General features: G+C 61.0%; 20 protein-coding genes and 2 tRNA genes. 15 read left to right on the top strand and 7 right to left on the bottom strand.

What is annotated here, in order from left to right; translation table 11 throughout:
- Positions 1 to 62: 62 nt before the first annotated feature.
- Entirely contained in the window at positions 63 to 1196 is a 1134-nt protein-coding gene (locus Q1A44_RS15295) for a carboxylate-amine ligase (protein ID WP_299627011.1), read from the bottom strand.
- Positions 1197 to 1396: 200 nt separating this feature from the next.
- Here Q1A44_RS15295 and Q1A44_RS15290 point away from each other — a divergent pair, with 200 nt between their 5' ends.
- Complete coding sequence (locus Q1A44_RS15290; RefSeq protein WP_299627008.1) at positions 1397 to 2143, top strand: hypothetical protein; 747 nt, start codon at positions 1397 to 1399, stop codon at positions 2141 to 2143.
- On the opposite strand, the gene rimK is transcribed toward Q1A44_RS15290, so the two are convergent.
- Positions 2140 to 3516, bottom strand: a complete 1377-nt coding sequence (gene rimK, locus Q1A44_RS15285; protein ID WP_299627005.1) for a 30S ribosomal protein S6--L-glutamate ligase — start codon at positions 3514 to 3516, stop codon at positions 2140 to 2142. The two genes, Q1A44_RS15290 and rimK, sit on opposite strands and share 4 nt — an antisense overlap.
- A 224-nt stretch (positions 3517 to 3740) precedes the next feature.
- Between rimK and tgt the strand changes: the two genes are divergently transcribed.
- Both tgt and Q1A44_RS15275 read left to right on the top strand, forming a co-directional pair.
- Positions 3741 to 4868: a tRNA guanosine(34) transglycosylase Tgt gene (gene tgt / locus Q1A44_RS15280; protein WP_299627002.1), complete on the top strand. Its 1128-nt coding sequence runs from the start codon at positions 3741 to 3743 to the stop codon at positions 4866 to 4868.
- Between the two features lie 110 nt (positions 4869 to 4978).
- Positions 4979 to 5542: a putative metalloprotease CJM1_0395 family protein gene (locus tag Q1A44_RS15275; RefSeq protein ID WP_299626999.1), complete on the top strand. Its 564-nt coding sequence runs from the start codon at positions 4979 to 4981 to the stop codon at positions 5540 to 5542.
- Between the two features lie 363 nt (positions 5543 to 5905).
- Here the strand turns inward: Q1A44_RS15275 and Q1A44_RS15270 are convergent, their stop codons facing one another.
- On the bottom strand, positions 5906 to 6298 hold the full coding sequence (locus Q1A44_RS15270; RefSeq protein WP_299626996.1) for a DUF4149 domain-containing protein: 393 nt from the start codon (positions 6296 to 6298) through the stop codon (positions 5906 to 5908).
- A gap of 311 nt (positions 6299 to 6609) precedes the next feature.
- Between Q1A44_RS15270 and lon the strand changes: the two genes are divergently transcribed.
- Positions 6610 to 9018: an endopeptidase La gene (gene lon / locus Q1A44_RS15265; protein ID WP_299626993.1), complete on the top strand. Its 2409-nt coding sequence runs from the start codon at positions 6610 to 6612 to the stop codon at positions 9016 to 9018.
- Positions 9019 to 9089: 71 nt separating this feature from the next.
- On the opposite strand, the gene Q1A44_RS21895 is transcribed toward lon, so the two are convergent.
- The gene (locus Q1A44_RS21895; protein WP_366942608.1) at positions 9090 to 9512 is read right to left on the bottom strand and encodes a tail fiber domain-containing protein; all 423 of its coding nucleotides are present in this window, start codon (positions 9510 to 9512) and stop codon (positions 9090 to 9092) included.
- 229 nt (positions 9513 to 9741) lie between these two features.
- On the opposite strand from Q1A44_RS21895, the gene Q1A44_RS15250 reads away from it, so the two are divergent.
- Positions 9742 to 10206: an HU family DNA-binding protein gene (locus Q1A44_RS15250; RefSeq protein ID WP_299626990.1), complete on the top strand. Its 465-nt coding sequence runs from the start codon at positions 9742 to 9744 to the stop codon at positions 10204 to 10206.
- Positions 10207 to 10268: 62 nt separating this feature from the next.
- Positions 10269 to 10343: transfer RNA gene (locus Q1A44_RS15245), tRNA-Val, on the top strand.
- 193 nt (positions 10344 to 10536) lie between these two features.
- Here the strand turns inward: Q1A44_RS15245 and Q1A44_RS15240 are convergent.
- The gene (locus Q1A44_RS15240) at positions 10537 to 10977 is read right to left on the bottom strand and encodes a potassium channel family protein (protein WP_299626987.1); all 441 of its coding nucleotides are present in this window, start codon (positions 10975 to 10977) and stop codon (positions 10537 to 10539) included.
- Positions 10978 to 11051: 74 nt separating this feature from the next.
- Between Q1A44_RS15240 and Q1A44_RS15235 the strand changes: the two genes are divergently transcribed.
- Positions 11052 to 12299 carry an efflux RND transporter periplasmic adaptor subunit gene (locus tag Q1A44_RS15235; RefSeq protein ID WP_299626984.1) on the top strand — a complete coding sequence of 416 codons (1248 nt, stop codon included), beginning with the start codon at positions 11052 to 11054 and terminating at the stop codon, positions 12297 to 12299.
- A 4-nt stretch (positions 12300 to 12303) separates the two neighbouring features.
- Positions 12304 to 15357, top strand: coding sequence for an efflux RND transporter permease subunit (locus Q1A44_RS15230; RefSeq protein WP_299626981.1), 3054 nt, complete (start codon positions 12304 to 12306; stop codon positions 15355 to 15357).
- Between the two features lie 129 nt (positions 15358 to 15486).
- On the opposite strand, the gene Q1A44_RS15225 is transcribed toward Q1A44_RS15230, so the two are convergent.
- On the bottom strand, positions 15487 to 15645 hold the full coding sequence (locus Q1A44_RS15225) for a hypothetical protein (RefSeq protein ID WP_299626978.1): 159 nt from the start codon (positions 15643 to 15645) through the stop codon (positions 15487 to 15489).
- 234 nt (positions 15646 to 15879) lie between these two features.
- Here Q1A44_RS15225 and Q1A44_RS15220 point away from each other — a divergent pair, with 234 nt between their 5' ends.
- Positions 15880 to 17517, top strand: coding sequence for a hypothetical protein (locus Q1A44_RS15220; RefSeq protein WP_299626975.1), 1638 nt, complete (start codon positions 15880 to 15882; stop codon positions 17515 to 17517).
- Between the two features lie 45 nt (positions 17518 to 17562).
- On the opposite strand, the gene Q1A44_RS15215 is transcribed toward Q1A44_RS15220, so the two are convergent.
- On the bottom strand, positions 17563 to 17706 hold the full coding sequence (locus Q1A44_RS15215; protein ID WP_299626972.1) for a hypothetical protein: 144 nt from the start codon (positions 17704 to 17706) through the stop codon (positions 17563 to 17565).
- Between the two features lie 18 nt (positions 17707 to 17724).
- Here Q1A44_RS15215 and Q1A44_RS15210 point away from each other — a divergent pair, with 18 nt between their 5' ends.
- The 6 genes from Q1A44_RS15210 to Q1A44_RS15185 all read left to right on the top strand — a co-directional run bounded on the left by Q1A44_RS15210 (position 17725) and on the right by Q1A44_RS15185 (position 25621).
- Complete coding sequence (locus tag Q1A44_RS15210) at positions 17725 to 18801, top strand: phosphatase PAP2 family protein (protein WP_299626969.1); 1077 nt, start codon at positions 17725 to 17727, stop codon at positions 18799 to 18801.
- Positions 18798 to 20888, top strand: coding sequence for a hypothetical protein (locus Q1A44_RS15205; RefSeq protein ID WP_299626966.1), 2091 nt, complete (start codon positions 18798 to 18800; stop codon positions 20886 to 20888). Before Q1A44_RS15210 ends, Q1A44_RS15205 begins: the two co-directional genes overlap by 4 nt.
- 226 nt (positions 20889 to 21114) lie before the next feature.
- On the top strand, positions 21115 to 21870 hold the full coding sequence (locus tag Q1A44_RS15200; protein ID WP_299626963.1) for a M15 family metallopeptidase: 756 nt from the start codon (positions 21115 to 21117) through the stop codon (positions 21868 to 21870).
- Between the two features lie 92 nt (positions 21871 to 21962).
- Positions 21963 to 22535, top strand: coding sequence for a histidine phosphatase family protein (locus tag Q1A44_RS15195; RefSeq protein ID WP_299626960.1), 573 nt, complete (start codon positions 21963 to 21965; stop codon positions 22533 to 22535).
- Positions 22536 to 22621: 86 nt separating this feature from the next.
- Positions 22622 to 22697 (top strand) — tRNA-Val (locus Q1A44_RS15190).
- A 566-nt stretch (positions 22698 to 23263) separates the two neighbouring features.
- Positions 23264 to 25621 carry a pentapeptide repeat-containing protein gene (locus tag Q1A44_RS15185; RefSeq protein WP_299626957.1) on the top strand — a complete coding sequence of 786 codons (2358 nt, stop codon included), beginning with the start codon at positions 23264 to 23266 and terminating at the stop codon, positions 25619 to 25621.
- Positions 25622 to 25652 lie beyond the last annotated feature (31 nt).

Genomic DNA, 25652 nt, shown 5'->3' with positions numbered 1-25652 from the left:
TGCGCGTCACTCGCCTTTAGGTTGCGGTGCGGTCTGGCAGGTCCTTTTTCGGCGGATGTGGGTCAAAGCCCTCGGCCGAAATCCTCCACCAGTGATTGCACCACCTTTTTCAGCGCGTCCTCGCGGGATGCCCCTTTGTCGAGGGCCGATTGCAGCGTGTCCAATTGTCGTGTGGCGCTGGTGCCGTCCTCGAGGATCGTGCTGGCGCTGCGCAACTCGGCCAGACAGCCCAGGGCGGCGGCATGGGGCGTGAGCAGTTCGATCAGTTCGTCCATCAGTTCGGGGAACGGTTTGACGGCACCCACCCCAAAGTCGATCAGCCCGTCGCTGATCCCGTAGCGTTGCGCCCGCCAGCGGTTTTCCTCGATCAGGAACCGGTCATATTGCCGCCAGCGTTTGTTTTCGCGCCGCAGGGTGTAGAGCATGTGAAAGAGGCTTTGCGTCAGGGCCGCCAGCGCCACGCTGTGGTCAATCCGGGGGCAGACGTCGCAGATCCGCGATTCCAGCGTGGGGAACTTGGCGGAAGGGCGCGCATCCCACCAGATCTTGCTGCCGTCCTCAATGATCCCCGTCTTGATGATCGTCTTGATCGAGCGGTCATATTCTCCAAAGCTGTTGAAGCGGGGCGGGATGCCGGTGCGCGGCAGGTTGTCGAATACTGTGAGCCGATAGGATTTGAGCCCGGTGTCGTCCCCTTCCCAAAAGGGCGAGGACGTCGACAGCGCCAGCAGGTGCGGCAGGAAATAGGTGAACTGGTTGAGCAGGTCGATCCGCATGTCCTCGTCTTCGATCCCCACATGCACATGCATTCCGCAGATCAGCATGCGCCGGGCCACGCCGCCCAGATCCTTTTCGAGGGTGCGGTAGCGTTCGCGGTCGGTGAAATGCTGTTGGTGCCATTTGGCAAACGGGTGCGTCGAGACGGCGATGGGGGCCAGCCCATGGGCGTTGCATTCGGCCTGAACCGTCCGCCGCAGATGCGCCAGATCGGCACGCGCATCTGCGACCGTGGCGCAAATGCCGGTACCCACCTCAATCTGGCATTGCAGAAACTCGGGGCTGACCTGTTCGCCGAGCGCATCCACACAGGATTGCATCAACCCCTCGGGCGCGGGCACCAGATCAAGCGTCTGGGCGTCGACGATCAGGTATTCTTCTTCGATCCCGAGGGTAAAGCTGGGCGCTGTGTCAGTCATGATCGGGCCTTTTGTAAAAAGGGGCGGTATCTGCCCGTGCCCTGAGTGTAGCGAGATCGTCGGAGCAAAGGCAACTTGGCCGCATAGGTCGAGGCACCCGTCGCGGTTGTGCAGATTCACGATTTTGCCCAATTCCTGTCTGACTGCCGCCTTGATGCCCTTTCAGATTGATCAACAATCCGAGCAGAGGAAGACGCATTATGACCCAATCCGAGAACAATATCCCGATGCTGCGCGCATGTCCTGACGTTGATCTGCGCCTGATGGCGGCCATGTGGGATGTCCAGAGCCTGAAGCTGCGCGAGATGCGCCCCACGGACCGGGCCACCATCCGCCAGGCGGTGACGGCGGTTGAAAACCTGGGTGCGCGTTTGATCGACATGATGGGCGGGACGGGCGTAATGACCTGCCGCGCCATGCCCCGGATCACCCATCTGACCCGCATCCGCAAGGCGCCCAAACGTCTGTGGCTGGAAATCCGCCATGCCGACAGCGACGCGGCCTTGTTTCTGGAGTTCAAGCCCGAGGACGTGACCATCGGCATGCACGCTCCGCGCTTTGCGGATGATGCGACCCGCAAGGACGCTTGGGCCCGGTTCCGCAAGCACAAGCCCCAGATCTTTCGCGCGCTCAAGCAAAAGCGGTCGGCCGAGGATGGTCAGATCGACGACAGTGGCACGTCCCCCGGCGCCTGGTCGCTGTCCAAGCGTCGCCCGCCCGTCTTTGCCTTGCCCGGCGACGCCCCTGCCAAAGTGCCGGGCGCGGTCACCATAAGCCGCGCGCTTGAGGCGGATGTGAGCGTGGCCGAGATGGCCACCGACCTGTCAGAAGCGGCGCGCCTGTTTGCGCCGTTCCTCGAACTGGAGGGCCGCGAAATGCCCGCTCTGCTATGTGCGCTGGCAACGCTGGATGCGGCCCCCGCCGCCGAGGGCGTGCGCCTGTCCTAACGCCGCTTGCGCGCGGGCTGAGGTTTGACCCGCGCTTCGATCATGTCATAGACGCGGCCGACAATATCCTTGCCGGTCGCTTTTTCGATCCCCTCAAAGCCGGGGCTTGAATTCACTTCAAGCACTTTTGGCCCGGTCTCGGAGCGCAAAAGGTCCACGCCGGATGTGCCCAGCCCAAAGGCACGCGCGGCGCGCACGGCGGTTTCACGCTCTTCCTTGGAAATCCGCACCGATTTGGCGCTGCCGCCCCTGTGCAGGTTCGAGCGGAAGTCGCCATCCGCCCCGGTGCGTTTCATCGACGCCACCACCTTGCCGTCAATCACCAGGCAGCGGATGTCCTCGCCTGCCGCCTCTTTGACGAAATCCTGCACCAGAAAGTTGGCGCGCAGGCCCCGGAAGGCGTCGATCACGGATTCGGCGGCCTTCTTGGTTTCGGCCAGCACGACACCCTTGCCTTGGGTGGATTCGAGAAGTTTCACGATGACCGGCGCGCTGCCCACCAGCCCCAGAATGTTGTTCGTGTCGCGCGGCGAGGCGGCAAAGGCGGTCGTGGGCATCCCGATTTTCTTGGAGGCCAGGATTTGGTGCGCATGCAGCTTATCCCGGCTGGCGGTGATCCCCGCGCTGCCGTTCACGCAATAGGTGCCCGTGGTTTCAAACTGACGGATCACGGCGGTTCCATAGGCGGTGACGGAGGCCCCAATGCGCGGGATCACCGCGTCAAAGCGGGGCAGCCGTTTGCCGTCATAGTGCACTTCGGGGGCCATGGCGTTGATCGCCATGTAACACCGCGTGGTGTCGATCACCTCGACCGCGTGGCCACGCGCCTCGCCCACCTCGACAAGCCGCCTCGTGGAATAGTTGGCCTCGCGGCTGAGCACGGCAATCCGCAGCGCCCGTGCGGGGGCCACCTTGCGCATGGCCGACGAGTGGTAGACGTCATAGCTGAGGTCCGGTTGCAGCCGTTTTTCCGACGCAGTGATGGTGATATGTTCGCTGAGCGCCTGACGGCCCAGGAGCATACGGCTGGTCATGGAAGATCGATCGGTCAACGTGACCTCGATGGGCCAGGATTGCCCTGCCACTTCGAGCCTGGTTTCAATGACATAGCGCAGTTCCGCCTCGCCATTGGAGGAGGTGACCTCGCGCCTGTCGAGGATGGGGGCCGAGCATGTGATCGACACGTGATCCTTGCCCGCGATGGGGTGCACGTTGAACCGCACCTTGGGCTTGGACGCGGGGCCAAAGACCTCGATGTCGTGGGCATGTAGCGCGGATGTGCGTGCGCCGGTGTCGACCTTGGCCTTGAGGGCGGGCAGGCCAAGCTCCGGCAGGCTCACCCATTCTTCCCAGCCGAAATTCAGATTGTCCATGCGCGCGGTCCCCCGGTGTTGGTTGAAGGGTTACCGTAGCAAGGCGGGCGGTGGGCTACAACGTGATGGTGGTTTTCCTGAGTCTGTTAAGCCGTGCGGTATGGCCGTACTGCTATTAACGCGGCGTTCACTGTGGACGGCCTGGCTTTGGTCATTGTGCATCATTCAGCGGAGACGCGGATGGGGCTTGGCATTTTGGCCGTGCTCCGGCATGAGATCGCTTTATGAGCACCTTTTCCTTTGATCTGACTGCCACCGATGGCGCGGCCCGCACGGGCGTTATTCATACGCCCCGTGGCGATATTCGAACCCCTGCCTTCATGCCCGTGGGCACCGCCGCCACCGTCAAGGCGATGATGCCGGAAAGTGTGCGTGCCACGGGGGCCGATATCCTTTTGGGCAACACCTATCATCTGATGCTGCGCCCCACCGCCGAGCGGATTGATCGCCTTGGGGGGCTGCATAAGTTCATGAATTGGGAGCGGCCGATTTTGACGGATTCCGGCGGCTTTCAGGTCATGAGCCTCGCCGATCTGCGCAAGCTGACCGAGAAGGGCGTGACCTTTAAGAGCCATATTGACGGGTCCAAGCACGAGTTGACGCCTGAGCGGTCGATGGAGATTCAGCGCCTTTTGGGCTCGGATATCGTGATGTGTTTTGACGAATGCCCCGCGCTGCCCGCCGACCGGGACCGCATTGCCGAGAGTATGCGCCTGTCCATGCGCTGGGCGGAACGCTCGCGTGACGCCTTTGGGGACCGGCCCGGCCATGCGCTTTTTGGCATTCAGCAGGGCGGCCTTGAAGAGGACCTGCGCGCCGAGAGCGCCGAGGCGCTGCGCGCGATTGGATTTGAGGGCTATGCGGTGGGCGGTCTGGCCGTGGGCGAGGGTCAGGCGGCCATGTTTGGCTGTCTGGACTACGCCTGTGATCAGCTGCCCGTGGACAAACCCCGCTATCTGATGGGCGTGGGCAAGCCCGATGACATTGTGGGTGCTGTGGCGCGGGGCATCGACATGATGGATTGTGTGCTGCCGTCACGCTCGGGGCGGACGGGGCAGGTGTTTACGCGTCGCGGCGTCGTCAACATCAAGAACGCCCGTCATGCGGATGATCCGCGCCCTCTGGATGAGGATTGCACCTGCCCGGCGTGTTCGCATTATTCGCGTGCCTATCTGCACCATGTGTTCCGCGCGCAAGAGATGATTTCGGGGATGCTGCTGACCTGGCACAACCTGCATTACTTTCAGGAGATCATGCAGGGGATGCGGGATGCGATTGCGGCTGGTACTTTTGAGGCCTGGCAGGCGGCGTTCCATGCTGGTCGGGCGCAAGGCGATATCGAGCCGCTGTAGCGCATATAAACGATGCCTTAACCGGTTGTCTGGTAGCGTTCTGCTGGAGATAGCAGAAGGGCGGTCCGGTGGACCCATTGCAGACAGAACAAGGGGCGGGGTGGGCGCAAGTGGCGCCAATCATCCTGGCCCGGCAACGCGAGATTGCCGATCACGTCGCCGCACAGGCCAATGTTGCGACACGAGAGGCGCGCGAGAACCGCGTGGATCAGGTGCGCCCGGCAGAACGGTCCGCTGCGTCGAATGGACCGCGGCTCGGGCAATCGGGGTCTGAGCGGGGTACGGATGCACGCGGGCTGAGCCAGGCCGAGCAGGATCAGGTTGCCGATCTGAAGGCCCGTGATGCAGAGGTGCGCCGCCACGAGCAGGCCCATGCCGCCGTTGGGGGCCAATATGCGGGATCACCCAGTTATACCTACCAGACGGGGCCGGATGGGCAGCGCTATGCCATTGGCGGGGCGGTTTCGATTGACGCGAGCCCCGTGCCGGATGATCCGGCAGCGACCATCGCCAAGATGGAAGTCGTCAAGGCGGCGGCCCTGGCCCCGGCAGAGCCTTCTGCCGCTGACCGGCAGGTGGCGTCATTGGCTGATGCGCAGCGGGCGCAGGCCATTGCGGATTTAGCGACGGTGCGCGCAGTGGAACGGGCGGATGCCCTTGACCAGCGGTTGTGATGGGGCGGAGACCGAAGGTCAGGAATTCCCCCATCGCGCGGGTCGCCGCTGTGCCATATGTAGAAAGAGTTCACACACCCTGGGGAGGGACGTTCATGCCGTTTGCAGTATTCTCATTTGTCTGGTTTTCCGTTTCTGTCCTGGCGGTTCTGGTGCTGGTCTGACCCGGGCCTGACCGTTGATCGGGGCGATAGTCTTGCCGCCTGAGGGGGGCGAGGTCCGGGCCGCTCTGGAGGGCGATACTCTGGCTACGCAACAGGACAGGGCCTGAGAGCGCGGAAGGACGAGAGCATAGCTGTCCAGAAGGGCGGGACCTTGGCTGCCTAAAAAAGCGAGGGTCCAGCCGCTCAGAAGGATGGAGTCTTAGCTGCCCAGAAGGGCGAGTGCCCAACCGCTTAGTCCGATCTGAAACAGCTGGATCACGACGCTGACCCCGTGCAATGCCTTAAATCGGGCTTTGTTGCCTGCATCGGTGGCTGCGTTGATCTGGTGCATCAAAATCTGGCGGGCATAAACGGTGCTGAGCGCGATGGCGATCAACAGCCATGCGGCCATGGTGCTGGTGGCAAGGGCCAGCGCACTGGCCACGACGGCCGTGGCAATGACCCACAGGTAATAGTGCGGAAATGCACCGCGAATGGCCAAACGCGCCTGATCGGGGCCGATCACGGCAAAGAGTACGGCGGCAAAGCCGAATGAAAACAGTGTCATACCGCCAAAGAGCAGGGCGGCGATCAAGAGGGCGAGGGTGGTCATGCGCAATCCTTATCGTTGGCAGGCGAGGTAGTGCTGTGCCCCGCAGATCAACCGTGCCGATGCGGCACAGATTGCCGCATGTCCTGCTCGCAAGTGCCCCATATTGCGGTTTTGGGGCCTACGACCACGACAGTTTGTGCCAAAAAACTGGGGACAGTTTGCATCGTCCCATTGCACCCCGGCGCGGCCCCGGTCATGCTGGACCTTGACACTGACGGGCCGCAGACACAGATCAAAGCCCTAGACACGGAGACAGCACAGGGTTGCCGCAATCGGGACCACGCTGTTTTGCCAAAGATAAGGACAAGAGCATGCAAGAGCCTCTAAACGCCTCCTACCCGGTGCTGCCGTTGCGCGATATTGTGGTATTTCCTCACATGATCGTGCCGCTGTTCGTGGGTCGGGACAAATCCGTCCGCGCCCTCGAAGAAGTGATGGCCGATGACAAGCAGATCCTGCTGTCGAGCCAGGTAAACCCCTCTGAAGATGATCCCGATGCCGCAGGCATTTACAAGGCCGGGGTGCTGGCCAATGTACTGCAACTGCTGAAGCTGCCCGACGGCACCGTCAAGGTGTTGGTCGAGGGCCAGGCGCGCGTGCGCATTACCGAATATCTGGAAAACGACTCCTTCTTTGAAGCGCGGGCCGAGTATCTGACCGAGATGCCAGGCGATGTGGCCACGACCGAGGCACTGCTGCGGTCGGTGGGCGACGAGTTTGAGCGTTATTCCAAGGTGAAAAAGAACATCCCCGAAGAGGCGTTGGCCGCAGTGGGCGAGACCACCGAGCCTGCGAAACTGGCCGACCTTGTGGCCGGGCATCTGGGCATCGAAGTGGACCAAAAGCAAGATCTGCTTGAGACGCTGGCGGTGAGCGAGCGTCTGGAAAAGGTGTATGGCCTGATGCAGGGCGAGATGTCAGTCTTGCAGGTCGAGAAAAAGATCAAGACCCGCGTCAAATCCCAGATGGAGAAAACCCAGCGCGAATATTACCTGAATGAGCAGATGAAGGCCATTCAGAACGAGCTGGGCGATGGCGAGGATGGCAAGAACGAAGTCGCCGAACTGGAGGCCAAGATCGCGGCCACCAAGCTGAGCAAAGAGGCCCGTGAAAAGGCCGATGCAGAGATGAAAAAGCTCAAGAACATGTCGCCGATGAGTGCCGAGGCGACTGTTGTGCGCAACTATCTGGACTGGATGCTGTCGATCCCGTGGGGCGTGAAATCTCGCGTGAAGAAAGACCTGGGCCGGGCCGAGCGCATCCTCGACAACGATCACTATGGCCTTGAAAAGGTCAAGGAACGCATCGTCGAATATCTGGCTGTGCAGCAGCGCAGCAAGAAGATGAAAGGCCCGATCATGTGTTTGGTCGGCCCTCCGGGCGTGGGCAAGACGTCGTTGGGCAAGTCGGTCGCCAAGGCCACGGGCCGCGAATTTATTCGCATCTCCCTGGGTGGTGTGCGCGACGAGTCCGAAATTCGCGGTCACCGGCGGACCTATATCGGGTCGATGCCCGGCAAGATCATTCAGGCGTTGAAAAAGGCCAAGACGACGAACCCTCTGATCCTCTTGGATGAGATTGACAAGATGGGTCAGGATTTCCGGGGCGACCCGGCGTCGGCGATGCTTGAGGTTTTGGACCCGGAACAAAACGGCACCTTTGTCGATCACTATCTGGAGGTCGAGTATGACCTGTCCAACGTGATGTTCCTGACCACGTCCAACAGCTACAACATGCCCGGGCCGCTGCTGGACCGGATGGAGATCATTCCGCTGGCGGGCTACACCGAGGACGAAAAGCGCGAGATTGCCAAGCAGCACCTCATCGCCAAGCAGGTCAAGAACCACGGCCTCAAAAAGGCCGAGTTCGAGCTGACCGATGACGCGCTGTCGTCGATCATCCGGTACTACACTCGCGAGGCGGGCGTGCGGAACCTGGAGCGTGAGATTGCCAAGGTGGCGCGCAAGTCGCTGACCAAGATCGTCAAGAAAGAGGCCGAGACCGTGCGTGTCACCGCCGACAATATTGACGAATTCCTGGGTGTGAAAAAGCACCGCTATGGTCTGGCTGAACAGGCCGATCAGGTGGGTGTTGTCACGGGGCTGGCCTGGACATCGGTGGGTGGTGATTTGCTGCACATCGAGGCGCTGAAACTGCCGGGCAAGGGTCGGATGAAGACCACCGGCAAGCTGGGCGACGTGATGAAGGAATCCATCGACGCGGCCTCAAGCTATGTCCGGTCGATCAGCCCGCAGATTGGCGTCAAGCCGCCCAAGTTCGACAAGATGGACATCCACGTGCACGTTCCTGACGGGGCAACGCCCAAGGATGGCCCTTCTGCCGGGTTGGCCATGGTCACGTCCATCGTGTCGGTGCTGACGGGTATTCCGGTGCGTCGCGACATTGCAATGACGGGCGAGGTGTCGCTGCGCGGCAATGCGATGCCCATTGGCGGGCTCAAGGAAAAGCTGCTCGCGGCGTTGCGCGGCGGGATCAAGACGGTTCTCATTCCGCAAGAGAATGAAAAGGATCTGGCCGAGATCCCTGACAACGTCAAAGAGGGCCTGGACATCATCCCGGTGACCCATGTGCGTGAAGTGCTGGAACATGCGCTGACCGCCGTGCCCGATGCCATCGAATGGGACGAGGCCGCCGAAGAGGCCGCCACCGCTGCCGCCGCTCAGGCACAGACCGGCGGGGCAGGGGCCACGGCCCACTGATCCGGTCGGCCCGTGTAGAAAAACAAAGCCCCGCAGGTCGTACTGCGGGGCTTTTTCGTGCCTCGGTCTGATCAGTCGATGGTGCGCATTTCGATCCCGAGCGCGCCGTAATCCACAGCCATATATCCGTAGCCGAAGGGCACGACCGCCTCTGGCGCGACCTGTACCACGTCCTGGGCCATTACGCCTTCATAGGTCTGCGTCCCGCCGATATAGCTGAACTGAAAGAGCGGCAGATCGAGCGCGGTTGTGCCGACCTGCACGATATCCGTTTTGAGCCGCGCGTCGCTGACATCCATCGTTCCGCCCGACCCGCTGGACACGGCAACTGCAACCACGGCCAAGAGCAGCAAAGGCACCAAAATCCCTGCGGAGGAGGAGGCCGCCTCTTCGACGATCACGGGCGCTTCGATCACGGGGTCAGAGACGGCACCTGCCGAGACGTGGGCCGCCGAAAGGGCAAGGCAAAGGGCGGAGGCTGTAATCATCTTCATTGTGCAATCCTTCTTCGGTTCAGGCCAAAAAAGTACAAATCGAAACATTGATCGGTCAAGTTCGGATGTGGGATGCGGGATTTGCGCTCGCGCAGGGCGCAAATGGGCCAGTCTGGCGTGGCGCAAATGCGCCAAATGACCCTTTGTGCGTGCATTTTGCCGCGCTGGCGTAGCCTTTTTAACCCATTTGCGCTATCAAACCGCAAATCAATCAAAAACCGAGGCATCCATGGCAACCACCCGCAAAACCACAACCAAGACGAGCACCAGCAAATCCACGACTTCCGCCGGAAGCGCGGTATCCAAGGCCAAGGCGGCCGCAGCCAAAACTGCAAGCAGCGCCGCCACGCCAGACACATCCGTTGTGGTCAACGCGCCGCAGCCCGTCGTGTCGGGCCCGGTGATGCGCAAGCGCGAATTGATCGACGCTGTCGTCGCCAAATCGGGCATCAAGAAGAAAGATGCCAAGCCCGTGGTCGAGGCGATGCTGCATGTACTGGGGGCTGCCCTTCAGGATGGTCGCGAACTGAACCTTCAGCCTTTGGGCAAGGTCAAGGTGAACCGCGAAAAGAAGATGGCCGAAGGCAAGGTGCTGATTACCAAGATCCGCCAGGCCCGCGATCTGCCCGCCAGCCCCGTGGCTGCCGAACAAGAGGCGGTGGACGAGATCGACGCCCCCGCAGCCGCCGAATAAGAATTTTGGCCATCAAGCCCTCTTGCGCGCGTTCCGGCAATTGGCTAGGACGCCGGGGCTTTGGGTGATTAGCTCAGTGGTAGAGCGCTTCGTTCACATCGAAGATGTCAGGAGTTCGAATCTCTTATCACCCACCATAGCACCACCGTTTTTTTCAATTGAGATACAGCCGCTGAGCGGTGGGCCTGACCGACGCGCGTCGCCTTTGGCACCACGCTGGGTCATGAGTTCGAATCTCTTATCACCCACCATAGCACCACCGTTTTTCCAATAGAGATACAGCCGCTGAGCGGTGGGCCTGACCGACGCGGTCTTTTGCGGCCCTCTGGCTTAATCGTCGCGGAAGACGTCCGGCATCACGCGGACCAAGACGCCCATCAGGAATGCGGTGCTAATGCCAAAGGTCAAAAGACCGGTGATTGCACAGAATGTCCCAACGATCCGCGTGTCGGCGTCCAGCACAATATCGCCATAACCCAGCGTCGTGTAGGTCACCGTCGCAAAGTAAAAGCTGGTGGCGACGTCGGGCAGATCGGTGAGATGCATGAAATACACCGACCAGACCCATATCTGCGCCGTGTGGCCCACCACCAGCACAATCAGGGCCAGCGACAAGAGCGCCGCGATCCGTATATGCGGCCACTTTTGGGGCGTGAGGACACCTGCCAAACGCTTGATCAGCGGAATGCCCACCGATACGGCGCTGACATGTAGCAAGGCGCAGAGCGCCAACAGCCCCGTGCCGATCAGGATCTGAAATGGTGTGCCCAAAGATTGTTCCTCGCATAACTCGTATAAGCTGCTACCATTCACTAACACGTTTCAAGCGACGCGGGGATAGGGCCTTGATATTCAAACAATTCACCGGATTTTTGACCATGGCTGCGGCCTGTATCGCCACAGCGGCCGTCGCCCAGGATACGGTTATCCGCCCTGCCAAGGTGGCCCAGATCATCGCCAGCGACGAGACCATCAATCGCACCTACCCGGCGATCGTGCTGCCCTCGCGCGAGGTTGTGATGTCGTTCAAAGTGTCGGGTCAGGTGATCGAGCTGCCCATCCGTGCCGCTGCCGAAGTCAAGGCGGGCGACGTGCTGGCCCGGATTGATCCGCGCGATTTCGAGAACCAGATTGCCCAGTTGCAAAGCAGCCGGGATCAGGCTGTGGCCCAGCTGGAGGCCCTGCGTGCAGGCGCGCGCCCCGAAGAGATCATCGCGCTGGAAGCTGCCGTCGAGTCCGCTCAGGCTCAGGTGGATCAGACCCGCGAGGCGCTGGACCGGGCGCAGGAATTGCTGGATCGGGGCGTGAGCACCCGGGCGCAGCTTGAGACCGCGCAGGCCAATGCCCGTGTGGCCGAAGCCAACTTGCGTGCGCAGGAAGAGCAGTTGCGCATCGGTGAGATCGGTGCCCGCGCCGAGGATATCGCCGCCGCCGAAGCCGCCTTGCGCGGCATTGATGCTCAGATCAAGGTGGCCACCGACAGTTTGGCCGACGCGACCCTGACCGCCCCCTTTGACGGCATCATCGCGCGTCGGGACATTGAGAACTTTACCAATGTGCAGGCGGGGCAGAACATCGCCCTCTTGCAAGGTTTGGACGTGGTCCACCTGGCCTTTGACATTCCTGGCCCTGATGTGACGGCCCTGACCCGCAACGGCACTGACCAGATCCGCAATATCGCGACCTTTGACGCGTTGCCCGGTCAGGAGTTCGAGGCCGAATTTGTCGAGTTTTCGGTTCAGGCCGACAGTGCCACCCAGACTTATCGTGGTCGTGTGGCCGTCACGGTACCCGAAAACGCGGTGATCCTGCCGGGCATGTCGGCCAATGTCGTGTCCTCGACGGCGGGCCGTGCCGCGCAATTGCGCGCGCCCCTGTCGGCCATTGCGGCGGGCCCGGATGGCAGCCCCTTTGTCTGGCGTGTGAACGAGGCCGGTGCGGTGTCTGCCCAGCCCGTGACCCTGGGTGATGCCAGTGGTTCAAGCGTCGTCCTTACCGATGGGGTCGCGGTGGGCGACACCGTGATTGCGGCCGGGGTCAGTCAGATTCTGGAGGGTATGACCATCCGCCCCATCACCCAAGTCGGGAACTGAGCCCATGGATCTGGCCCGTTTCGCCCTGGAAAAGCGGCTGATCTCAGCCGTTGCGACCGTTTTGATCCTGTGGGGCGGCTATTTCGCCTATACCGCCTTGCCCCGCTTTGAAGACCCTGAATTCGTCATCCGTCAGGCACAGATCATCACCCCTTATCCCGGTGCCACCGCCGAAGAAGTGGCCGAAGAGGTCACGGAAGTGGTCGAGAATGCGTTGCAGCAATTGCAGGGTGTGGATGAGGTCCGATCCGTGTCTTCGCCAGGCGTCAGCACGGTTACGGTGGAGTTCACCATTGCCTCGACGCCGGATTATCCCGAGCTTTATCAAACCTTTACCCAGATGCGCGCTAAGATTTCGGATGCGCAATCACAACTGCCCCCCAATGCCTTGCCGAGCCAGGTCTATGACGATTTTGGCGACGTGTATGCGCAGTATTATGCGGTGGTGGGCGAGGGGTTCTCCCTGACCGAGCTGCATGAATATGCCAAGGATTTGCAGCGTGAGTTGGTCACAGTGGACGGTGTGTCCAAAGTGGTTCTGAACGGGGTCCGGAGCGAGGTGATCTATGTCGAGTATGCGCCTGCGCGGCTGACGGCCCTTGGTCTCGCCCCCTCGCAAATCCAGCAATTGCTGGAGGCGCAGAACCTCGTTGCCCCGGCAGGTTCGGTCGTGGCAGGTGACACGCGGCTGGAACTGCGCCCGCTGGCGGCTTTCGACTCGGTCGAGGCGATTTCAAAGCTGTTGATCACCAACCCCCAATCGGGCGTCAGTTTCCGGCTGGGTGATATTGCGACTGTGAGCCGGGGGTTCAAGGATCCGGCCACAACGCTTTTGTATCGTGACGGCCAACCAGCCATCGGTATCGGCGTGTCCAACACTCTGGGCGGCAATGTGGTCAATATGGCCAATGCGGTAAATGACCGTATCGCCGCACTGGAGGATACTCGCCCGATTGGCATTGAAATCCTGTCGATCTCGGATCAGGGGGCGACGGTCAAGGCGTCGGTGGATGCCTTTGTCGTCAATGTCGGTGTGGCCCTGGCCATCGTGGTCGGCACGTTGCTGGTTTTTATGGGGTTGCGCTCGGGCATTCTGATGGGCGGTATCCTGTTGGTGACCGTCGCGGGGACGCTGATCGGGATGTACCTTTACGGCCTTGATATGCAGCGTATTTCGCTGGGCGCACTGATCATTGCCCTGGGCATGCTGGTCGACAATGCCATCGTTGTCGTCGAGGGCACATTGGTGCGCGTGCAGCGCGGTGAGGATGCGGGGGATGCCGCCCGTGCGGTGGTCAAACAAACCACATGGCCGCTGCTGGGGGGCACGCTTGTGGGCATTCTGGCCTTTTCGCCCATCGGCTTTTCCCCCGACAACACGGGTGAATATGCGGGCAGCCTGTTCTGGACAATCGGTATTGCGCTGCTCTTTTCCTGGCTCGTGGCAATCTGGCTCACGCCCTATTACTGTTCGGTGCTGTTGAAGAACACCAAGGTCACCACGGACAGCAAAGAGGGCGCGGTGCTGACCCTTTATCGGACGATCCTGGCGCTGGCCATTCGGATCCGTTGGGTCACCGTTGCCGTGGTTGTGGCGCTTTTCGTGTCGGCCATCGCAATCTTCAGCGCGGTGCCGCCCGGATTTTTCCCGTCCTCGACGCGCGCGCAGTTCGTGATTGATTACAACCTGCCGCAGGGCACCGACATTGCGCGCACCGAGGCTGACATGCAGCGGATTGCAGAATATGCCCGCGGTCTTGAGGGCGTGACCGGCACCAACACGGTGGTCGGGGCCGGACACCTGCGTTTCATGCTGATCTATGAGAGCGAGAACCAGAACCCGGCCTATGGTCAGATCCTGGTGGACGTCGAGAATTTCCGCATCATCGACGATTTGCGTACCGATCTGCAGGCCCATATCAACGAGGCGTTTCCGGATGCCAACGCCAAGGTGTGGAAATTCGTGTTGGGCCCCGGCAGCGGGTCCAAGGTGGAGGCCCGCTTCTTTGGCTCGGACCCGGCGGTGTTGCGGGGGCTGGCGGATCAGGCCAAGGCGATCCTGAATGGCGCGGGCGCAGTGGCCGTCAAGGATGACTGGCGCGAGCAGGTGCAGGTGATCCGCCCTGTTATTGACGTGGAAAATGCCCGCCGTCTGGGACTGACCCAGGGCGAGATTTCTAGTGCGCTGCAAAATCATCTGACGGGCGCGACCCTCGGCCTTTACCGTGAAGGGGACGAGTTGCGTCAGGTGATCATGCGGCCCTTTGCCGAGGCCCGAAATGATGTTGGGGGCCTGCGCGATATTCAGGTCTATGCCCAGGGCCTTGGGGAATATGTGCCGATCAGTCAGGTGGTGGACCGTTTTGATGTGGTGTTCGAGGCGGGCAATCTGCGTCGTATCGACAGGCAACTGGCGATTATGGCGCAAGCGGACAACGCGCCGGGCGTGTTGTCGGGTGACCTGTTTGACGCGGTCCGTGGCCCCATCGAGGCCATTGAATTGCCCCCCGGCTACAGCATGGAGTGGAAGGGCGAGTTTGGCAGCAGCCAGGAGGCCAACGCCGGTCTGGCCGCGACCATGCCCTTGGGCTTTGGCGCGATGTTCATCGTGGTGCTCTTCCTCTTTAACGCCTGGCGACAGACCATCATCATCTGGCTGGCGGTGCCTTTGGCGCTGATCGGGGTGATCTATGGGCTGGCCGGCACGGCGACGCCGCTGGAGTTCATGGCGATCCTTGGAGTTTTGTCTTTGACGGGCATGCTGATCAAGAATGCTATCGTTCTGATCGACGAAACCGACAGTCAGATCGCGGATGGCAAGGCGCGTATGGCGGCCGTCGTCGATGCCGCCGTCAGCCGCGTCAGGCCGGTGTCATTGGGCGTGCTCACCACTGTGCTTGGGGTTGTGCCGCTGTTGTGGGATCCGTTCTTTGCCTCATTGGCGGTTGTGATCATCTGCGGGCTGACCTTTGCGACGATCCTGACGCTGATCATCGTGCCGACGCTTTACACCATCTTTTTCGCGGTCAAGGCGGATGAGGTGGACGCGCCCGCGTGAGGCGGTTGAGAGGTTATTGAGTGGCAAGCACGAACTGGGAGACGCGTCGTGCCTGCCACTCAATTCTGCGGCACCCGTGCTGGGGACAGGGTGCTGCAAGCCCATGTGTCGCGTGGTGGAGTTCTGGGATCAGCGCGACAGGTCTTCTTTGCGAATGCGGTCCGCCATTTTAATCAACCAGTCGACCGTTTCCGATTGGGTGTCGGACAACCCCTGAACTGCCGCCGCCTGGACGGCAAAGGGCCGGAATTCGTGCCAACGCAGATGAAAATCAATCAGGTCGCGCACGGGCCCGGGGTCAAACTGGCTCGGGGTGTTGTGTTTACCATTACCGCCGACATTCATACCTGAAACACTCCCGATCCGAGATCACATGACGGCGCATTACGCCGATGGGTGTATTGAATATGAAGTTTCGCGTGCCCGAATGCTTGTGAATAAAGCGTGAAGTCACTTTGTCCTTTGCGTCTCACAACATAATGTGGTGGGGCACACACTGGGGGGTGAGGGATGCGCACGGCCATGGCCAAACTTGAGATTAATCTGTTTGGCTCTTGCTTTGTTCGCCGCAGCGGCGCCGATGGTTATGAAATCACCGGCACCAAGCACAAGGCCCTTTTTGCCATTCTGGCGACTGCCCCGTTTGGCCGCCGCACCCGCAGTTTCCTGCAAGATGCGTTGTGGGGCGCCTCAACTTTCGACAGTGGCCGCCAAAGCCTGCGCCGTGCAATTTCCGACATCAAGGCCGTGATGGGCCCGGATTTTGACCGTCTGCTGACCACCACCCATTCCGAGATCACGCTGGACCTGCAGCAGGTCCGTTTTGTGGGCCGTCCCGGCAGTGCCACTTTTCTGGAAGGTCTGGACATCCGCGAAGAGGGGTACAATGACTGGTTGCGCAGCATCCGGCAGAACCCCAGCCAGCTTTTCGGCCTTTACAGCGCCAGTCACCAGCCGCCGCCGCCCTCCATCCTGCCCACGGTGGCCGTCATTCCGTTTCGGATGGTCAATTGCAGCCCGTCGGATGTCCCATTGGGCGATTACGTGGCCGAAGAAATCTGTCGCTCGTTGTCGCGTTCCAACCTGATGGCGGTCATCTCGCACATGTCCACCCGCCGCCTGGCGGACAGCCATGTGGACATTCAGACGGTGCATACCGAACTGGGCACGAATTACTGCCTGTCGGGGTCCTTTCGTGTCAACGGGTCCGAGGCGGTGCTGGATGCGGATTTCATCGACACCTCGACCGGGCGCATCCTGTGGACCAAGACATTTCCCGCGCCGGTCAAGGATTTCCTGTCTGCCGAGAGTGTGGCCATCGCAGAGTTGACCCATAGGATCGGGCGCAAGATCGCCTCGGACACCGTCCGCCATGTGCGGGGCCGCAACCTGGCCGATCTTGAGGATCATCGCCTGTTATTGGCGGGTGTGGGTATGATGCATGAATTGCGCCTGTCCAGCTTTGCCCAATCCCGCCAGTTGATCGAAGAGACGGTTCGCCGCGCCCCCCATGCTGCCGAACCGCTGGCTTGGTTGGGTGATTGGTATGTCATGTCCATCTGGAACGGGTGGAGCACGGACCCCAAGCAAGACGCCCGCCTGGCTGCGGAATGCACCCAGCGCGCCTTGGACATGGAGCCCGACAATTCGCTGTGTCTGGCTGTGGACGGTGTCATTCACAGCGCTCTCAACAATGCGCAGCCTGCGGCGGAAAAGCAGTTTGAAAAGGCATTGGACATCAATCCCAACGACGCAATGTCCTGGCTTTTCAGCGGTGTGATGCATGCCTTTCGCGACAATGGCGCGGTGGCTGTGGAACGGGTGGAAAAAGCCCATCGCCTGTCCCCGATTGATCCGCTTGGCTATCTCTACAACTCGCTGGCCTCCTTTGCTCATGTGTCGAATGAGGACTATGCCCGCGCCGTTGAACTGGCCGACAAGTCCCTTGCGCTGAATGATCGCCATGTCTCGACCTTGCGCACCAAACTGTGTGCCCATTTCCATCTGGACCAGACCGAAGAGATGCACGCGACCGCGCAGCAATTGCAGCGCCAGTTGCCCAGTTTCAGCCTTGATGAATATCGCCGGTCACACCCGGGCGCAGATTTTGATGTGGGTCGCCGCATGGTGACGGCCCTGCGCGCCGCGGGATTTTCCTGATCCTTCACTCGGGTCACACACGCAGTTAGGGGAAGTTCAATGTCACTATTTGGTCCATTTCACGGCGGCCACGGTGGTCACGGCGGTCATGGGGGGCACGGCGGCCACGGCGGCCACGGTGGCCACGGTGGACATGGAGGACATGGTGGCCACGGCGGGCACGGTGGACATGGAGGGCATGGTGGCCACGGCGGACACGGAGGCGGATTGCCTTTTTATCCTGTCGGCGGTGCCCTGCAATCCGCGGCCATGGCGCTGGTGCACCACGCGGGCACCGATGACGTCACCACCGATCAGATCACACCTCTGGCCCCCAACGCCACGGCCCATATGGAGCGGTGGTCGCCCAACGTGCGCGCCATGCTGTTGCAGATGGAGTTTCTGCAAGGGTTCAATACCTCGACCAATGCCGCCTCCCGACCCAAGAAGGGCAAGCCGACTTCGAAACCCGTCAAGGTGACGCTGTCCTGGCAGGGGGCTGAATTTGGCTATCTCTATCCGGCCAGTGCCGACACGCTGGCGGCACAGCTGCCCATTGTCCGTGCCTATGCCGATCAGCGTGGCGACCGCACCGGCGAGGTGCTGTCACAACTGGACTATTTTACGGATTTCTATTTGACCGCACTTGGCATTCCAGCGGGCCGCGCCGCCCATCTGATAGAGCTGATCCTGGTGACCCAGCTCTTGTCGGGCCTGTGTTCGATGCCTGCCAAACATATGTTGGCCTGCCGCCGCCCTGACGAGTTGGACAGCCGGATCATGTCGCTGATCCCGTCACCCTCCCATGGCAGTCTGCCCAGCGGGCATGGCACCCAGGCCGTCGCGATCGCCACTGTCCTCAACACCTTGCTGACCCATGCCGGGCTGGAGACTGCCGACATGCGCAATCGGCAAAGGCTGGTGCTGGCGCAATCCCACCGCATTGCCGTCAACCGGACCGTGGCCGGTGTGCATTATCCGATGGACAATTGGGCTGGGGCCGTGATTGGCCGCGCCGTGGGCGAAATTATCGTGGCGATGGGCATTGGCACGACCCGCACCCTTCCGGTACTTCAGGCCGATCCCAATGCGCCCAATTCGCAGGCCGCCGACTTTGCACTGGCCGACCTCAAGCTGCTCTTTGACAACCCGGACGCCAAACCTCTGGTCGGTGTGCAAGAGGTCCCGGCCCGCGGCGGCAAGGGCGCCGTTCAGGCCGTGGACCTGGGCGGACAGAGCGACCTATTTGCCTGGCTGTGGGGCAAGGCCCTTGAGGACATCCAGCATGTAACAGGCCGGTCATGACGGAGGCCCCCGAGGCGGGCACCGATGCCGACCCCTATGCCACCTGGGTCTATGACAGCGGGGCGGCGTACCTTCATCCGGGCCTTGACCGTCGGGCCACGGCCCTGTCCTGCGTGTTTGAGTTTTCGGAGCCTGTGGATTTGCCTGCCTTGGCGCAGGCGGCGGGCGAGGGTGGTTTTGCCTGCCCTGTGCTGTGGGCCGGGTCAAAGACCCGGTTCGTGCCTGCCGCCTTTGTCGATCCGACGCCGGTTGAGGCAGGCCGCGTGGCGCGTATGAACACCGCCTTTGCCCGCAATTTCGGGGCAGGGCAGGCCCGCGCCAATCTGACCCTTCGCGATGCAACATTGAACATGGATTGGCACGACGCCCCGGGCCCTGCGCCCTGCGCCGATGCGTCTGATCCCATCGTGATCGTGGCAATCATCGACGATGGCATCCCCTTTGCCCATCGCAATTTTGCCTGCACCGGCCGCAACGGCACCCGTATTGATTACTGCTGGTCGCAGTCCGCGACCAAGGGCGGCTATCCGATGCTTTGTGGTCAGGAGTTCGACAAGGCCCGGATTGACGCGCTTTATGCAGAATATGACGGCGACGAAGAGGCGGTCTACCGCGCGGCGGGCCTTGCGGGCGATGGCAACCCGAACATGCGCCTGCCGCTGGACAAGGCGCATTCGCACGGGGCCCATATTCTGGACCTGCTGGCGGGCAATGCGCCCGGGACGGATGTGGGCGATCAGGACCGCGTGCATATCATCGCCGTCGATCTGCCTGCCATGACCAGCGCGGAAACTTCGGGTTTTGGAAAGGACATGTTTCTGCTGTCCGCCCTTCACTACATCTTTGATCGAGCGGACCAGATCGCGCGGGCCCATGCGCCCGCCGGTGCCAAGGTGCCCCTGGTGATCAACCTCAGCTATGGCCATTCGGGCGGTGCCCATGACGGGACCGGTGTTCTGGAAGCGGCGATGGACGAGATGATCGCGGCCCGTCGCCAAATCCATCCCACAGCCCTTGTCATGCCCAGCGGCAACATGTTCTTGCAAAGCATTCACGGTGTTGTGGATCAGGCGCAGTTCGATGCAGCCGACGGGCCGGTCGAGTTGAAATGGTTCATTCCGCCACAGGACCGTACCTCGACTTATCTTGAGATCTGGTATCCGGCGGGCGTTGATCCGTCTGATTACAAGATCGAACTGATGCCCCCAAAGGCTGCTGGCCTGGAAGGCGACACCTTTGTGATGCCGGACGTGCCGGATGCACCCCGGTCGCGGGCGCATCGCCTGATCCGGCGGGCGGGGTTTGCCATTGGTCAGTTGTCTACTGAGAAATATCGCTGTGGCCGCTGGCGTCATGTGGTGTCACTGGCCCCGACAGAGGCAGAGGATGATGTGGCCGTCGCTCCGGCTGGTGTGTGGCGGTTGCGTCTGACGGCACACTGCCCGCGGGCTCTGCCGGAATTTACCCAACACAATGGGCAAAAGACGGCGGGCGGTCTTCAGCTCTGGATTCAGCGGGACGAGGATTTTGGAGGGGCGGGCACGGGTGCGCGTCAAAGCTATTTCATTGATCCGAACAACGCCCTTTGGGATGATACGGGCGCGTTCAACGCCCGCGACAGTTTGGAGGATGGCGCCTTTGTCCGTCGCTTTGGCACGCTGAGCGGAATGGCCACCGGGGCCTTGACGTTGCGTGTGGCCGGGCATGTGCATGCCAGCGCAGAGGCGGCCCGCTATAGCTGTGCGGGTGGCGTACGGCGCAACACGCACGCGCCTGTGTCGGCGGGCCCGCAGGTCGCGGCCTCGGCCATGTCGGAACGGTCCTGGGCGCATTGGGGCGTGGTGGCGGCGGGCACAAGGACGGGCATCCAGATCGCCCTGGGCGGGACATCTGCGGCGGCCCCGCAAGTGGCGCGCGCCTTGTCGATGCTGTTTCTGGACAATCCGGATTGTGCTGATCAGCAAAGCGGTGATTATGCCCCGCTTTTGCCCCATATCCCCGGTGCCGTGCCTGTGCCGACAGCAGGGATGGAGGACCCGGGGGGGCAGGAGCGCCTCGGCGCGACCTTGATCCGCACCGATTGGTAACGCGGTCGGCCGGACGCCTGTTATGGATCATTGGGCAGTTGCCTGTCCGGATTTGTGACTGACGGTCGGTTTTCACGCTGCCTTCACATTGGTTTCTTATTGTCTTCACGGTTTACATGCCAAGATGTGGATGCTGCCTGGTGCCTGTGTTTTAAATCATACATAGGCCTGAACATACGCAGCCGTCTTGGTATGGCGCAGACCAGAAAGGCCCGAGGACCACGCGATGCCCAAAGCCATCATGCACCACGTTCACGCGGATATGATCCCGGCGACCGAAGGGCTGTGTGCGGCGGTTGGCGGCACTTTTACCAAATTTCTCGACGGCGACGGCCGCTATACGGCGATTTGCAATCACCCCGTGGATGATCCGGCAGGCGTGCCGGATATGGCGTCTGTGATGGCCCCGGTCGCCTCACCCATTCTGTCTGTGGTGCCGGACGGCCCGCCCTCGGCGGCTTATCTGCAGCACAGTTCTGACCTGGCCCTGTTGCATCCTGCGGTCCGCCGCAAGGTTGTGGCCGTGCAACAGGATTTGGTGGCCTGCGCTATACCCTTCAGGATGTTCGAGACCTTTCGCAGCCCGCATCGGCAGGCGGCCCGTTTTGCGCAAGGGCGCGGTTTGCCCGGTCGCCGTGTGACCCACGCGGCACCCTGGGCGTCGTTCCACCAATTTGGGTTGGCGGCCGATTTTGCCCGCTTTGATGTGGACGGGTGGGCGCGTGGAGCTGGCACCCCACAGGCGCGGCGCGATTGGGAGGCGTTCCAAAGCATTGCGCGGGATCGTGGGCTGTTGCCGATCAATTGCCCCAAACCACATGTGCAGCTGCGGGGCGTGACCCTGCGCGACCTGATGAACGGTGCCTATCCTGCGGGCGGCGATGCGAGCTGGGCCAACAATCTCGCGGATGCGATCCGGGGTTGGCAGATCAAGGGCGGCCCGCCCAAGCCAACTGCACCCGTGTGCGACACGACCGCGTAATCGTCTGACGGGCGACCGGAGTGACATCGCGCCCGAGCGATCTTTGCAAAGCTGGTCTTGTGAGGCGCAGCACAACGCGGTAGCGATCGCGCATGACATATCCTCCTCTCTTGATCCTTCGCCACGGCGAAACCGAATGGAACCGCGCGGGCCGTATGCAGGGCGAGGCTGACAGCCCTCTGACCCCGTTAGGGACGGCACAGGCCGCCGCACAGGGCCGTCTGCTGGAGACCTTCGACATCACCGGTTGGGACCTGTGGTCGAGCCCGCAAGGACGGGCCCGTCAGACCGCAGAGATTGCCCTGACCTCCCTCGACGCGCTGGCTCTTGATGCCCGTCTGGCCGAGGTCACACTGGGCCAATGGTCAGGCGTATCCCGCACCGAGATTGCCCGCCAGGCCCCGCATCTGTTCGAGTTGGACGACAGCCTGATCTGGTATGATCATGCGCCCGGCGGCGAGGGTCTGGATACCCTTTACGCGCGCACCGGTGCCTTTTTGGCCGAGCGGACCACCCCAAGCGTGATCTTTACCCATGGGATCACCTCGCGCATGTTGCGCTGCCATGCCTTGGGCCTTGAGCCGGGTGCCTTTGGCGAATTGCCGGGGGGGCAGGGCGTGATTTATCACCTGGAGGACGGGGTCCAAACCTGTCTGAGCGAATGAGGATCCGGGTGCTGATGACCTTGTGCATCGCTCCCCTTTTGAAAGGGCTTGAAGCCCTTCGCAGCATTGAGTAGACAGCGCGTAACGGGTCGTTAGCTCAGTTGGTAGAGCGCTTCGTTTACACCGAAGATGTCGGGAGTTCGAGCCTCTCACGACCCACCATTCACCAACCTTTCCGCTTCTTGCTGTGCTCCGCGCTGCGGTGGGCCCGACTTACGCGCATCGCCTTTGGCGCTACGCTGAGTGCGGGAGTTCGAGCCTCTCACGACCCACCATATTTCGTCCCATGGTTTGATTTTGAAAGCGCGCCGCCCTCTGCCTTGGCGTTGCCTTGGGTCGGGTGTTTCAGCGGTTCATTGTGCTTCTTTTATCGCATCCTTGTTGCCCAGTCAGCAGCGCTTGGTGCGTTGGTGTCTTGCGGTTTCTAGAAACCGTGAAGGTTGGCGGAATGTGTGAAAAATATTTGAAAACAAATAGATGGAAATGAATTCCCGCAGCGATGCGCGCGAAATCTGGCGTTCAGATTTCGTTGGCCGACGGGGCGGTTGCCCGGCTTGGCGGTGCCTTTTCGGCAAGATCGTTCTCTGGTCCTGAGCGGATCGTTTTGGGGCCAGGGTCAGGCCCCTCTGTTAGGCTTTCGTAGAATTATATTGACAACCGCAGCGTGTTTCGGATCAAGTTGACGTGGGGTAAACTTTTTATTTATTTTGTTTTACAAGGCGTATGCCATGAAATTTGGTTTTTTGACGATTGCGCATTCGAGTTTCGCAATTCTTGGATGGGTGGCCAGTGCGCAGATTGTTCTTGCCACGCAAAATTGCACAACGACAAACGGCATCCTGGACTGTTCCAATGTGACCCTTGAGGGCGAGAATTTTAGCGCCTATCCGCCGGGGTCGCTTGTGAACGGGATTTTTGACAACGCTGATCTGACCGGAGCGAATTTTGCCGGGCAGGACCTGACAGGAGCCAGTTTCGTGGGGGCGACGCTTGGCCCCTGGGTTCAGGGCAACGGCCAGGTCGTCACCTCGTTCAACAGCGCGACCCTTGCGCAAACCGTTTTTGCCGGTGCGGCCATACAGGCGGCCAATTTCGAATATGCCACGTTCCATTGTGCCGATTTTTCGTCGACCAACCTGCTGGCGGCGGAATTTGGACCAGCACAAAGCTTTGTGGTGGATGACAGTTGCCGCAATGATTTTTCCCAAGCCACAATCGACGTCAATGCGATCAACACGGACAACTGGGGCCAGTCCGATTTTTCCTATACGGATTTCCAGAATGTGGGCCCTGATACCTTCAATCTGCAAGGCAAGGATATCACCGGAGCAATCCTCACGGGGGCCGTATTTCAGAACATAGATATGACGGGCAGCAACCTGACTGAGGTTGATTTCACCGATGCCGTTTTGTCAGGTTCTGACCTGACGGGTGCTGCGGCGAACGGGATCGTCCTGGTGGGGGCATCGGTCGATTTTGCGACGCTGGATTGTGTGCGGTTTTACTATCAGGCCGGGGACACGACCAGTGCAAGCGCACAGCATTGTACCGACGCCCTTCCGACCACGGCGCCGACGCAAGCCGCAGACCTGACCAGCGTGAACTTGTCCAGCTCGACGCTGCGCTACGCCACGATGGACTATGCGGTGTTGTCCCAAAGCAACCTGAGCGCGACCGATTTCGAGGGCGCGTCTCTGCGGCATGCGATGTTGGCCTCGGATGGCAATCCGACCACCATATCCGGCACCATTTTCAAGGATGTGGATTTCACAAGTGCGGGTCTGAACGGTGTTCTGTTTCAGTTTTCGAACCTGATCGGCGCGAAATTTGGCGATGCGACCGGGCAGTCGGGGGGCGTGACCTTGCAAGGTACGAACTTTACCGGGGCCACGATGCCCAACGCGGATTTCACCAACACCGTTCTGGAAAATGTCACCTTTAGCGGGGCGATCTTGCAAAGCGCCATCTTTCGCGGCGCGACCCTGAAGTCGGCCGGGGAGGGGACGGATAACAGCGGGGTCATCTTTTCCTGCGCGCAGCTGGGTGGATCGACCTTTGCCGACGCTGACACCCAGCAGGCCAGCTTTGCCAATGCAGTCATGCCCGGCCCTGACGGCTGTTGCACCAGCGGTGGCAGCACGGTGTGCGGCACGGTGGCCGCAACCGGCCTGACCTATGGCAATGTGACCAAGCCGCAATTGACGACCCCCGTGATTTGCCCGGACGGCAATACGGCCATCTGCTCGGGCGACCAGTGGGAAATTCCCAATTGGACTACCAAGAGCTGCGCGCCGGGCAACACATCGCGGGTGATGTGGACACCACCTGTCTGTGGCGATCAGGGCCCGGTTGTGGAATTTGCCGATCCGGCGCTGGAGGATTGCATCCTGTCCGGGTTGCCCGATGGTCAAACCTCGATTTCGATTGCTTCGGCGGCTGTGCAACGGTCGGTGGATTGCGCAGGAAAGGGGATCACCGATCTGGGCGGGTTGGAGGATTTCGTCGGCCTGCAATCCCTCAACCTCGAAGACAATGAGATCTCGGAGTTCTCGTTTGAGTTTGACCAGTTGGCCGAGTTGAAGATCGGTGACAACAAACTGTCGAGCCTCGATTTGCAGCGTATTCCGGGCATCACCTGGCTGGAGGCGGAAAACAACATGCTCCAAAGCGTGTCGCTTAATGCAAACACCTTCCTTCAGGTGCTTGATGTGTCGGGCAACGCTTTGGACAGTTTTGATCTGGCCATTCAGACCAACCTTCTCAGCGCGGATCTTTCGGACAATCCGAGCCTGAAATCAGTCATGAACAGCGTGGCCACGTCACTGTCAGGTTTGCGCAAGTTGAGCTTTCTCAATCTTGCCTCGACCGAAGTGCCAACCATCGGACCGGCGACAAGTATTGCGCGATCCCGGTCCAATCCGACCGGCGCGCTGACCGGGTTGTACCTGAGTTGTGACGTGAGTTTCGACTGTGCCAGCCTGCAATTGGATGCCAGTTCCGTCGCCTATACCGGCAGCGGCTGCGCGCAACTGGATCAAGGCGGCAATTGGGTGCCGCTGACCAACCCGATTTGTCCCGGCAATTGATAGCCGCGTTCAAATAATTAAAACCAAAGGA

It is taken from the genome of uncultured Tateyamaria sp., from assembly GCF_947503705.1.
In the GTDB taxonomy this organism is placed as follows: Bacteria; Pseudomonadota; Alphaproteobacteria; order Rhodobacterales; family Rhodobacteraceae; genus Tateyamaria.
Note: the sequence above shows the minus strand (reverse complement) of the source record. Positions and strands in the feature narration are given on the sequence as shown.

Coding starts and splice junctions, on each gene's coding strand:
- Q1A44_RS15295 (WP_299627011.1), bottom strand. CDS start 1,196: ATGACTGACACAGCGCCCAGCTTTACCCTCGGGATCGAAGAAGAATAC.
- Q1A44_RS15290 (WP_299627008.1), top strand. CDS start 1,397: ATGACCCAATCCGAGAACAATATCCCGATGCTGCGCGCATGTCCTGAC.
- rimK (WP_299627005.1), bottom strand. CDS start 3,516: ATGGACAATCTGAATTTCGGCTGGGAAGAATGGGTGAGCCTGCCGGAG.
- tgt (WP_299627002.1), top strand. CDS start 3,741: ATGAGCACCTTTTCCTTTGATCTGACTGCCACCGATGGCGCGGCCCGC.
- Q1A44_RS15270 (WP_299626996.1), bottom strand. CDS start 6,298: ATGACCACCCTCGCCCTCTTGATCGCCGCCCTGCTCTTTGGCGGTATG.
- lon (WP_299626993.1), top strand. CDS start 6,610: ATGCAAGAGCCTCTAAACGCCTCCTACCCGGTGCTGCCGTTGCGCGAT.
- Q1A44_RS21895 (WP_366942608.1), bottom strand. CDS start 9,512: ATGAAGATGATTACAGCCTCCGCCCTTTGCCTTGCCCTTTCGGCGGCC.
- Q1A44_RS15250 (WP_299626990.1), top strand. CDS start 9,742: ATGGCAACCACCCGCAAAACCACAACCAAGACGAGCACCAGCAAATCC.
- Q1A44_RS15230 (WP_299626981.1), top strand. CDS start 12,304: ATGGATCTGGCCCGTTTCGCCCTGGAAAAGCGGCTGATCTCAGCCGTT.
- Q1A44_RS15220 (WP_299626975.1), top strand. CDS start 15,880: ATGGCCAAACTTGAGATTAATCTGTTTGGCTCTTGCTTTGTTCGCCGC.
- Q1A44_RS15205 (WP_299626966.1), top strand. CDS start 18,798: ATGACGGAGGCCCCCGAGGCGGGCACCGATGCCGACCCCTATGCCACC.
- Q1A44_RS15200 (WP_299626963.1), top strand. CDS start 21,115: ATGCCCAAAGCCATCATGCACCACGTTCACGCGGATATGATCCCGGCG.
- Q1A44_RS15195 (WP_299626960.1), top strand. CDS start 21,963: ATGACATATCCTCCTCTCTTGATCCTTCGCCACGGCGAAACCGAATGG.
- Q1A44_RS15185 (WP_299626957.1), top strand. CDS start 23,264: ATGAAATTTGGTTTTTTGACGATTGCGCATTCGAGTTTCGCAATTCTT.